Genomic DNA, 10,971 nt, shown 5'->3' on the forward strand with positions numbered 1-10,971 from the left:
TGTCTGTTATTTATGTATAGAGTGGCTATCTGCGATGATGAGCAGAAACAAAGAGAGCTTGTTAAAAATATGCTGATCGCTTTATCCATCAAAACAAATATAGACTTTAAAGTGGAGCTATTCGACTCGGGAGAACAGCTGGTATCTCATTATCTAAACCATGAATCGCCATTCCATATCTTAATATTGGATATTGAGATGAACGGCATGAATGGAATTCAAACAGCCCAAAAAATAAGGAGTTTGCGTCACCTTGATGAACAGATTGTTTTTTTAACGAGCTATCCCGAGTATATGCTGGAAAGCTTTGATGTGGTCACCTTTCAGTATTTAATAAAACCGATTGCTTCCCATATCTTTGAGGAAAAAATGATAAAACTGTGTCAGTACTTTCAATCTCTCGATAAAAAATTCGTTATCATCAAGTCAGCTTATGAAGAGGTACTTTTAAAATATGATGATATCATTAGTATTGAAGTGGTCAAAAGCTTAACCATAAAAAACAAGCTGCATTTTGTAACCTCTACACAAACTTATGATAGCAAAGGGATTCTTTCTGATTATGCATCAGCATTAAAGGAATATAATTTTCTGCAAATTCATCGTTCAATAATTATAAACTTAATTCATGTCAAAAAATTTGCTGGCGGTGATGTTTTGATGTCAAATGGTGTGAAGCTGCCTATTGGACGCTCTAAAATAAAAGAAGTTAAAGATCTGTATACCAAATTTATGATCATGAAGATGTATTAATATGATGGAACATAACTACCTGTTTCTTAACCTATGTCTCGTACTGGTGATGTGCTTTCAGGTGAATTTTTACTTTAACTCCGTTTTTGATAAATCCAATCGAAAGCCAAATAGATTTATGTATTTCATTATTTTTGGATTACTGAACATCTTTTATTTAAGTGTTTATCTGTCTCCTACGCTATCCTCGATTTTGGCATTACTTGTCATATTTAGTTTAGCGCAATCCTATACCGTGGAAATCAAGACAAAGATCATTTTTTCCATACTTTATGCTGTGCTGATAACCATCGTTAATTTTTTATCCCTGTATATTTTATATGCTGTAGACTCCGTTAAGATTAGCAACTTTAGTCATTTGAGCAGACAAGATCACTTGATATTTTCCAAGGTTATGCTGCTCAGCTGTATTATCATGTTTGCTGTCATTCAGATTATACGATTATTTGCCAAACGCAGAACCTTCCCTTTGCATGCTCGTTACTACATTTTATTTTTAATCGTTCCCATCATAAGTATATACCAGGTCAATGTTTTATCTGCTTATAGTGAAAAGAATATGTATTATTTTGGTTCTATTATTAGCTTTATTATCTTAAATGTTTTTATCATATACATCTTCGATAATATCATCGAAAAATTTCAGTTAATGCATGAAAATGCTCAATTACAATATCAGATGGACTACCAGGATGCTAACTATGAAAAAACGGTTCACAGCTTTAAAAATATGAAAAGAATCATTCACGACACACACCAGCAGTTTTTGTATATTGACGAATGTATCCAGAGAAATGAATTGGCTGAGGCAAGTGAACATATTAAGGTCACATTAAATAAAATCGAAGGAGCCTATCAAAGGGTTAACACTGGTAATCTGGTTATAGATGCTCTTGTCACAAATAGTCTTAATATTGCTCAGGCCAATGGTATCAAGGTGGATACCCAGCTTAACTTGTACTCACAGAAAGTAAATATTGAACGTTATGACTTGTGTGTCGCTCTGGGCAATATGCTGGATAATGCCATAGAAGCATCTAAAAAGGTCAAGATTGCGGACGATAGGTACATTCTTATTAAAATACATTCCAATGAATCTGCGCTTTTCATTCACATCCTGAATCATGTGGAGAATGAAGTTGCCCATTTGCATAGTCAAAAATCAAACCCGGATATTCATGGTATTGGCTTAACCAATATATCCAGAATATGTGACAAGTATGGTGGGAATATGACCATTGAAACGAAAAATAAAATATTTAATAATATGGTTTTGTTGCCATTTTATAAGGACAATCCTTAGACAGTATGTTGTTTAGGGATTGTTTTTTTCGCTTCAGGGTGACTTTTCTATATAGAATCCTCGTTTATTGTATGATCAGTCCAGTAATAGAATCTGGGAAGCCATAAGAGGAGGAAATATGGAATGAAGAAAATAATAACTTTGTTCATTTCGGCTATGCTTTTTGTACTGCCGATGACGAATGCTTTTGCTCAAGGTAGTCCTGAACCCATCAAGGAAAAGGCTCGCAATCTGGCCTCGGAGCTGGTATCCAAATACGGTGCTAGCGGTGTGCAGTATGCCATTATGGACCATGGAAACATCGTATTAACGGATAGCGTGGGTGTAAAGAATAAAGCAACCAACGAGCCGATCACCAAAGATACCATGTTCGGTATAGGCTCTATCAGCAAAATGTACGTGTCTGCTGCAACGATGATGCTGGTGGATGCCCATAAAGTCGATATTGATCAGCCGCTAACAACATACATTAAGGACTTTACAATGGCCGATGAAAGGTACAAAAAAATTACACCGCGTATGTTGTTAAATCATTCGTCAGGCCTTTACGGTGCCCACTTAAAAAATAGTATGTTATTTAATGATAATGATACAGAAAATCATGATGAGCTATTGCTGAGATTACAATCAGAAACTTTAAAATCCAACCCCGGCGAATATTCTGTATATAGTAATGATGGTTTTCAATTGCTTGAAATATTGGTTGAACGGGTGAGCGGTCTAAGCTACACCGAATTCCTGAGAAAGAATATTAGTGCCCCTTTGGATTTAAAATATACAAAAACACCTCTCGATCCGTTTGATAGACAAATGCTGTCCAAAACTTATTTTCCTGCGGTTGAGGGAGCCTTACCCGTTGAAAATGCCAATGTCATTGGGACAGGAGGCTTATACTCCACCGCAGAAGAGTTGACTATGTTTGCAGAAGTATTAATGGGGAACAGAACCGATATTTTATCTGCACAATCAGCAAAGTCCATGCAAAGTCATGAATATCGAAAAGGAATATGGGTACCTGAAGAGACAAACAGCTTTAATTATGGGCTTGGTTGGGATGCGGTTCAGTTGGCACCGTTTAGTGATTACGGAATAACTGCGTTATCCAAGGGTGGGGATACTGTTTTGTATCACTCTGCTTTGATCACCATACCTGAGCATCAAATTTCTATGGCTGTGCTTTCATCTGGAGGGTCTTCCATCCTGGATAGTATTTTTGCTTCTAACGTTTTATTGGAGCTTTTAAAAGATAAGGGCATCATAAAAGACATCATACCTGATAAAACATTTGAGCCTCCTGTAAAAGTGGAAATGCCATCTGATTTACTTTCTTATTCGGGAATATACGGTTCTGTGGGTACAACCATCAATGTAGAGATTAAAAACGGTGAGTTTGATTTACCTGCTCTGGAGGGATTCGTCCCGGCGCAAAAATATGTGTATACAGGCGATGGACAATTCAAAAGCAGTGATGGCAGTGTAGCCGTAAGCTTTGACAAACAAAAAAACGGGAAAACGTATATTAAGGCTAACATATTTTTAAACTTTACGGGATTAGGCCAAATGGTTATGGTAACTTATGAATATCAGAAGCTTGATGCCAACCCTCTAAATACTACAGTTCAAAAGGCATGGGAACATAGAAACGGGAAAAATTATTATGCTTTGGATGAAAAGATATCTTCCATTTTTTATTTGGCCCCATCCTTTATAACGAAAAAAATCTCCGTTGACCATGATGGATATGCAAGTGGTACTAAAATTGTGAATGAGAATAAAGCAGTTAATGCCGTTGAGATTCCTGTCATGAATGGAAGAGATGCATTTGATCTGAATTTTAATACCAAGGATGGTTCAGAGTATTTAACCATAGATGGACAGTCCTATATCAGTGAAGATGCTGTTAAACCTATCCTGGGAGGAAAATCAGTGTACACCATACCATCGAATGGCCAAGCCACATGGTTTAAAATAGATAAAAACTCAGCCAATAAAACGATGACCGTTGATTTTCCAACAAGCGGAGGGTTGGCTGTCTATGATGAAAACGGAGCGGTTGTAGATTTTTCAACTGCCAGCCATAACAATTCGGTTGTACTGCCCCAAGGCGGCTTGATCGTTTTGGGTGGCAATGCAGGGGATGTATTTAAAATCAATTTGAATTAAGCGTGTAGCCGCTTCTGAAAAAAATTCAGGAGCGGCTATTATGATGAATTCAGAAGCCATCTTGCAGCATTTTATAGTCGTTATGATTCGCCAGCCATCTTCAAGGCTTGATCAAGTACGGCCAGACCATTGCCTCTTCCGTAAGCCATCGTGTCAATGACATCTACAGGAATACCGTAGGGAGCTGCAATCTCAGTAACTGCATTTTTCCGCATCCGCACTTGAGGACCTAGTAAAATAGCAATCACAGCATCATTGATACTCGCTAATTCTTCTCTAATGGTACTTTCAGGGATGGCTTCGATGTTAATCTCCAAGGATCTCGCTTCTGCTTCTTTTTTCATCTTGGATACCAGAATGGATGTGGACATGCCGGCAGAACACGCAAGAATAATTTTTTTCATCATTCAACGCCTCCATAAATCTATTTTTTAGTCCAGGATTTTTGCAAAATCCTCAGTCATTGAAATTGACTCGCAATCGATCACTTATACTCTTCGTCCAAATTCACAACAAATGATCGTTCCTTGATCGTCGTCTGGTACCAGTAACCGGATTTTTTCAGATGCCTGCTTCTGTCATTCTCCAGGTTAATTTCTACTAATCCATAGCGGTTTTTAAATGCATTCATTGGAGAAACATTATCGGTAAAGGCCCACAGCATATAACCCAAGCAGTTGGAACCTGCCTCCACAGCTTTTAACGCATGGTATAGATGTTCAGAAATAAAATCAATGCGGTAATCATCCTGAATCATTTGCTCCTCATTCTTAAAGACAGCTTCATTCTCGATACCCATTCCATTTTCGGCAACAAACCACTCGATATTGTCGTATTCGTTCTTGATACGCATTCCCATATCATAAATAATGTTAGGATTAATTTCCCAGCCTCGTGACTTGTTCATCTTCTTACCCGGAAGATCAAAATGTTCATAGTAGTAGGATGGGTGAAAGGGGGTGCTTTCATTCCATGCTCTACTCGGCGCTTTTACCCGGTGCGGATAATAGAGATTAATCCCAACATAGTCAACGGTGTTTTCTTTTATTACATTCAGTTCTTCCGTAGTCGATTCGAATGTAATATCATGCTTAGCCATGAGGTCAAACAGCTCTTGCGGATATTCTCCTTTGAGGAGAGGGTCCATAAATACTCGATTGTAAAATAAATCATACACATGCGCGGCATACTGATCGTGAGGTGCACTCGACCGGGCATAGGTGACCTCAGGGTTGAGAATAACGCCTATTTTGGCCCCGTTTTGATGATAGCCTTTTGCTTTGAAGAGCTGCACACACTTGGCTGTAGCCAATGTTTTGTTATAATTCCACTGCATCCATTTCCGGGTATTCTGTTCATAGGGATAGCGTATGGCATCCAGATATACACGAGTTTGGACAACAATCGGCTCGTTGAACGTAAACCAGTGCTTTACCCGGTCACCGTATCGCTCAAATACTTTTTCTGCGTATTGAATAAACAGTTCCACGACGTGTTTAGACGACCAGCCATCGTATTTATCCAGCAGATAAGCAGGCAACTCGTAGTGCTCCAAGCAGATCATCGGCTCGACGCCGCTGGCAATCAACTCGTCAATGACGCGGCCGATATAATCGGCATAGGTTTCATCCACTACAACATTCTCGTAATCTGTCAAAAATCGGGACCAATTAATGGAGGTACGATAGTGTGACAGGCCAATCTCCTTCATGAGCGCCACATCCTCGGCATAACGATTATAGAAATCGGTGGCACCCGCAGGCCCGTATCCATTATGCCAGACGTAGCGATCATTTTTGTACCATACGTCAAGATAGGAGTCCTGACCTTCCTTTTTACCGCTCCAGCCCTCTGTTTGCCAGGCGGAAGCAGCAGCTCCCATAATGAAATTCATTGGAATGTGAACCTTATGACTAGCCATGAATCGTTCCTCCTTTTTGTTGATATATTTATTATCCAGCAGTCCGTTTGTTGGCAATTTTGACGAATGGAAGATAAATAATAATCGCTACCACAATACATATGATCTGGGTAACGACAGCTCCAATGCTTCCACCTGTAGACAGATAGGCATTAATAATAGGTGGAGTCGTCCATGGCACCATGATAACCGCTTTACCTGCAAATCCCAGCAGTGTCGAAAAGTAACCGATGGTTCCTGTGATCAGCGGGGTAACAATGAAAGGAATAGCCATTAAAGGATTTAACATAATCGGAAGTCCGAAAATGACAGGTTCATTAATATTAAACAGTCCTGGGCCAAACGAAAGCTTGGTAATTTCCTTCATATCCTCGCGCTTCGAGGCGATCAAAATGGCGATCAGCAGGGCTAGTGTAATTCCTGAACCGCCTATGCTCATGTATACATCCCAGAAAGGCATGGTAATAATGTTGGGAATCGGAAGCCCTTGCTCATAAGCAGTCATGTTGACTGTGATGGCTCCAAGCAGCAGCGGTTCGCGAATAGGTTTGACCATCTGGTTGCCGTGAATGCCGATGACCCAGAACACCTGCGCAACCAGCATCAACACCAATATACCAGGCAATCCTTGTACTACGGTCTCTAGTGGTTTTTGCACAACATTGTAGACAGCATCGTACAAATAGAGGCCTGTGAATTTGTGAAACAGGATTCCAAACGTTGAAAAGACCGTTACGGTAATAATGGTTGGAATAAGTGCCGAGAAGGAGACAGCCACATTACTGGGAACGCTTTCAGGCATTTTGATTTTAAGTCGGTCGGACTTGCCTAGCTTGCTATACAGCTCAATGGATAGAATGGATACAAAAATACCCAAAAACAAACTTTTGGTATCTGTGAACTGACGGGCAAGAACGTCAGTTACTTTTTGCATCTCCCCGTTGACCATCATTTCAATCGTTGTTGGTGTCACAGATACAAAACAAATGACAGCGAGCAACCCTGGAAAGAGATTTTTCTCTCCATTGATTTTTCCTAGCTCCAAGCCAATCATGAAAATGGCTAGTATCGTAAGGATATTTAAGCTGGCATAGTTGATACCTGAAAAAATAGGCTTATACTCTGCCAAGAATGAGAAGGGCTTAAAATGTGCGAGTCCGTTAACCGGGTCCATGACCATATTAGAAATCAATACAGCAAAGGCACCCACAATAATGACAGGCATTAATGTAATAAAGGCGGTTTTGATGGCAACGATATATTTAAAATTGTTGATCGCATTGGCTACAGCTGTGAGGCCGTTGACCAACTTTTCTTTGAAAGCCATGGGATAGCCCCCCCTTTATGATTTTGAGCCCAGATGTGCAATACGTTCATACAGGTCTACAAATTCTGAAGCCATATCCCGAATGGAAATAGCATTCATTAAATGGTCCTGTGCATGTACGATCATGACTGACATTTCTGTTTTTTCGCCCGATGCTTCTTTACGGATGAATTGGGTTTGAATTTTATGTGCGGCCACCAACTCGTTGCTGGATACCGTTAATTCCTCTCTTGCTTCCTCAAACTTTCCTGCCTTTGCCAGCTCAATCGCTTCCATTGCTGAACTACGTGCATTACCTGCATATAAAATGATTTGAAATACAAACTCCGTGTCGTCTATTTTTTCTGCGTTTACATCCGAATTTTTAGTCTCATCGCTATTCACGTTATTCAATCCCCTTTTATTTATTTGTGCTGATGTAGGTTTATTATAAACTGCAACCGCTTTCAACAAAGCGTATGTTTTTTCCTCTTCTTAACGGAAATTATCCATGCTCCTTGGGCTTCACCATTGGCAGCAAAAGAGAAAGGACCTTCGCTATTAGGCCCAGGTCCTTGTTTGCTTCTATATCAGGATTTTTGCATAATTCTCTATTCATTATGATGATGGTATAGCGTCTGCACAAATTCCGTGTATGTTTTGCAGCGGATCAGCCGCTGAACGAGATTTTCATTATTGAGAAAACCTAGCATAATATTGTACATGCTCTGTAGGTCTTCTGTTTTACGACGTTGTATACAGAGCATACAAACAAATTGAACGGGCTTACCGTCCCAATCCATTGCTTTTTGTAATGTACAGATAGCCCAAAAGGTTGAATGGGCCAATGGTTCCATTGGATGCGGGATCGCGACCAGATTTCCAAATGCAGTAGGAGATACCGCTTCCCGCTCTATAACCGACTGTAGCAGCGGTCCATTCACAAGATCGGCAGCTTGTATTTTTTCGGATAAAAATTCAAGCACTTGGAGTTTGTTATCAAACTTTTGCTGAAGAAAAACCATCTTTTTGCGAACATATTGCACAGCCGGAGATTTTGCCTCGGAAAGGGCGTTTTCAAGTTTATGGATATCGGAACCATCCAAAAATGTATTTACATGAATCAGAGGGACAGAAAGCGGTTCCGAAAGCGGGATGGTGCTAATGACAAAATCAAGTGTATCCAGCGACATCTGTTTGAGTTTATACAGTTCAGTTATTCCTACAATCTCCAGCTTGGAACCGAATGTCGATTGAAGCTTATAATACAGCAGTTTTGCGCTGCCGAGCCCAGAAGCACATACGATCATCGTTCTTTTGGGTTTGCCTTTTATTTTTTTTCTTTCCATGGCGCCCCCGATATGGATAGCCAAATGACCAATTTCGTTCTCCTCCATTTGTATCCCGAGCCGCAGCTTGACTATTTCGGCTGCAATGATGCCCGCTTCAAAGGCAAGCGGGTAATTGCTTTTGATTTTATCCAGCATAGGATTCCGTGAATTCATTCCGTATTTATGACGGTTAATGAGCGGCTTGAGATGAAGGCACAAACCAATCAGCAATTCTTTATCGCTACGAATATCCAGTTTTAGCTGCTCTTCGATTTGATTGAGTATTTCAATAGTTAATTCGTATATATCATTATCAATGATGGCTTTGATTTCTTCTTCATCCATATGGGCGGTGACAATGGTTCTTACACCTAGCAGATGTATGGCAATATAGGCAATTTCAGCAGACGGAAAAGAGTGTCCCATTTTTTGTTCCAGATCGAGTACGATTTCAGAAGCGACATTAAATTCTTTCTGTGCTTCAATTTTTTTGATCTCTGAAGGGTAATATGAAACGTATCTTTCATCCCGTATACGCTTACATGCAATTGCAATATGAATCATGAGATTGTTCAGCGCAATGTCCGATAGCTGAATTTGATTGAGCTCAATGCGTTCCAGAATGACTTCTCTAATTAATTCCATGTCTTCATCAGAGATGATAGGGAGCGTAGAATGCTTGCGATCCCTTATTTCATCTCGTCTGCCGAATAAACAATCGGATATGCAGTAACGAAGCTTTGCTTCACTGCCTTTAATTTTAATGCCGTTATGCGGACGATTCTCTAGTGATAATCCATAAGTCGCAAGAATTTTTCGCATATCCTTAAGGTCACTCTGTAACGTGTAACGGCTGACATATAATGTTTCAGCTAAATCATCAAGCTTGATATATGCTTTAGTAAGCAGCAGCTTTCGAATGATATATTGAATTCTTGCTTCAGAAGAATTTGCTGCCTGCTCGGGCACAATCTCTTGTTCTTTTAATTTCTTCAGCAGACTATACAATCTCTGCTCATCCCAAATTTCCAGCTTGTAGCCAGTTCCTTTGAGCGACTTGATGGTTGCTCCATGCTCGGACAACAATGTATCCAATTCCTTTAGATCTGTTCGGATGGTTCGTGTCGATACGTTCAACTTATTTGCCAGATGTTCTCCCTTGATAATCTGCTGAGCAGCCAATATATGAAGAATATCGAAAATACGCAAGCTGCGACTCCTTTCGTATCAGTGATGATTAGAAGTATACATTATTCTAAAGTACTATGCTAAGCACCCAATCAATGACTGGAAATCTCTATTTATTCAGAAGATGAACCTAAATCCGTAATGGATAACTTAATATCGAAGGTTACTGGGATTTGACTGAATTTGTAATCCCAATCATCCTTTACTTTTTTCCACGCTTGAGGTTTTTCAATATATAGACGTTCGCCAAAACCAGCAACATCGACTTTATATTCCGATTGTAGCTTGTACATAAGAGACTTAATCCTTCTAGTCACTTCTTTTTTAAATACTTTCTCAGCCTCTTTCATATTCTGTGTTTTAGTTGGGTCCAATTTATCATCCCAGTTTTCGATGAAACGTCCTTTGGATTCAATCTTGACATGAAACGATATATCGTTTCCATTGGTCACCTTAGGCGTTATTTTGCTTTTCACCGATTTGATCTCATAAGTTATAGGTTGATTCCGCTCATCATACGTTTTGATGGCTCCCCCCTCAACATCACTTTTAATCCATGCAATACTATCCACATCTTGTTGCCCCAAATTACCGATCCAGTGACCGGTATCTCCCTTAATAATGCCTGCGCCTGAAAATTCGAATTCTCCATCAGCGTCTATAATGTTTTGCAGGATGTAGCTTTTTTTGGAATGCATCAACCCATCCAATTCGGACAAATTGACTCCTCTCATCACCTTGCCGGTTCTAAAATGGTTACGAAGCATGTACAGAATATGAATGGACGGGATCTCGCCCTTGTATTTTGTGACTAATGTGTCAGCTGCTCGACCTTTACTTAAGAAAACCATACAGCTTGGGCGAATATCATTATCGCGCAGCACAAAATCCATCAACTGCTGCATCGTCTGCTGTTTCGCCAGTTCGGTGGAAACCACCATGACCTTTAGGTGGTGACCAATGATCGGACGGTCCAAACGAAGGGAAAATTGCCGGAATATTTCAA

At 39.9% G+C, this 10,971-nt stretch carries 9 protein-coding genes; 3 read left to right on the top strand and 6 right to left on the bottom strand.

Annotation, left to right across the window (positions count from 1 at the left end; genetic code table 11):
* Window positions 1-12: 12 nt before the first annotated feature.
* The 3 genes from WG8_RS02090 to WG8_RS02100 all read left to right on the top strand — a co-directional run bounded on the left by WG8_RS02090 (window position 13) and on the right by WG8_RS02100 (window position 4,219).
* Window positions 13-753 carry a LytR/AlgR family response regulator transcription factor gene (locus WG8_RS02090; RefSeq protein WP_007428397.1) on the top strand — a complete coding sequence of 247 codons (741 nt, stop codon included), beginning with the start codon at window positions 13-15 and terminating at the stop codon, window positions 751-753.
* A 1-nt stretch (window position 754) separates the two neighbouring features.
* On the top strand, window positions 755-2,056 hold the full coding sequence (locus tag WG8_RS02095) for a GHKL domain-containing protein (RefSeq protein ID WP_043890693.1): 1,302 nt from the start codon (window positions 755-757) through the stop codon (window positions 2,054-2,056).
* A 123-nt stretch (window positions 2,057-2,179) separates the two neighbouring features.
* Window positions 2,180-4,219, top strand: coding sequence for a serine hydrolase domain-containing protein (locus WG8_RS02100; RefSeq protein WP_007428399.1), 2,040 nt, complete (start codon window positions 2,180-2,182; stop codon window positions 4,217-4,219).
* Between the two features lie 80 nt (window positions 4,220-4,299).
* On the opposite strand, the gene WG8_RS02105 is transcribed toward WG8_RS02100, so the two are convergent.
* The 6 genes from WG8_RS02105 to WG8_RS02130 form a co-directional block, all read right to left on the bottom strand.
* Complete coding sequence (locus tag WG8_RS02105) at window positions 4,300-4,623, bottom strand: PTS sugar transporter subunit IIB (RefSeq protein WP_007428400.1); 324 nt, start codon at window positions 4,621-4,623, stop codon at window positions 4,300-4,302.
* Window positions 4,624-4,703: 80 nt separating this feature from the next.
* A complete protein-coding gene (locus tag WG8_RS02110; protein WP_007428401.1) occupies window positions 4,704-6,140 on the bottom strand; it encodes a glycoside hydrolase family 1 protein in 1,437 nt (478 codons plus the stop codon).
* 31 nt (window positions 6,141-6,171) lie between these two features.
* Window positions 6,172-7,467, bottom strand: coding sequence for a PTS sugar transporter subunit IIC (locus WG8_RS02115; RefSeq protein ID WP_007428402.1), 1,296 nt, complete (start codon window positions 7,465-7,467; stop codon window positions 6,172-6,174).
* A gap of 15 nt (window positions 7,468-7,482) precedes the next feature.
* Window positions 7,483-7,851 carry a PTS lactose/cellobiose transporter subunit IIA gene (locus WG8_RS02120; protein ID WP_007428403.1) on the bottom strand — a complete coding sequence of 123 codons (369 nt, stop codon included), beginning with the start codon at window positions 7,849-7,851 and terminating at the stop codon, window positions 7,483-7,485.
* A 206-nt stretch (window positions 7,852-8,057) separates the two neighbouring features.
* The gene (locus WG8_RS02125) at window positions 8,058-9,986 is read right to left on the bottom strand and encodes a BglG family transcription antiterminator (protein WP_007428404.1); all 1,929 of its coding nucleotides are present in this window, start codon (window positions 9,984-9,986) and stop codon (window positions 8,058-8,060) included.
* 92 nt (window positions 9,987-10,078) lie between these two features.
* A partial coding sequence (locus WG8_RS02130) for a Ger(x)C family spore germination protein (protein ID WP_007428405.1) occupies window positions 10,079-10,971 on the bottom strand: 893 nt, incomplete at its 5' end.

Origin of the sequence: Paenibacillus sp. Aloe-11, from assembly GCF_000245715.1 — a bacterium.
In the GTDB taxonomy this organism is placed as follows: Bacteria; Bacillota; Bacilli; order Paenibacillales; family Paenibacillaceae; genus Paenibacillus; species Paenibacillus kribbensis.

Coding starts and splice junctions, on each gene's coding strand:
- WG8_RS02090 (WP_007428397.1), top strand. CDS start 13: ATGTATAGAGTGGCTATCTGCGATGATGAGCAGAAACAAAGAGAGCTT.
- WG8_RS02095 (WP_043890693.1), top strand. CDS start 755: ATGATGGAACATAACTACCTGTTTCTTAACCTATGTCTCGTACTGGTG.
- WG8_RS02100 (WP_007428399.1), top strand. CDS start 2,180: ATGAAGAAAATAATAACTTTGTTCATTTCGGCTATGCTTTTTGTACTG.
- WG8_RS02105 (WP_007428400.1), bottom strand. CDS start 4,623: ATGAAAAAAATTATTCTTGCGTGTTCTGCCGGCATGTCCACATCCATT.
- WG8_RS02110 (WP_007428401.1), bottom strand. CDS start 6,140: ATGGCTAGTCATAAGGTTCACATTCCAATGAATTTCATTATGGGAGCT.
- WG8_RS02115 (WP_007428402.1), bottom strand. CDS start 7,467: ATGGCTTTCAAAGAAAAGTTGGTCAACGGCCTCACAGCTGTAGCCAAT.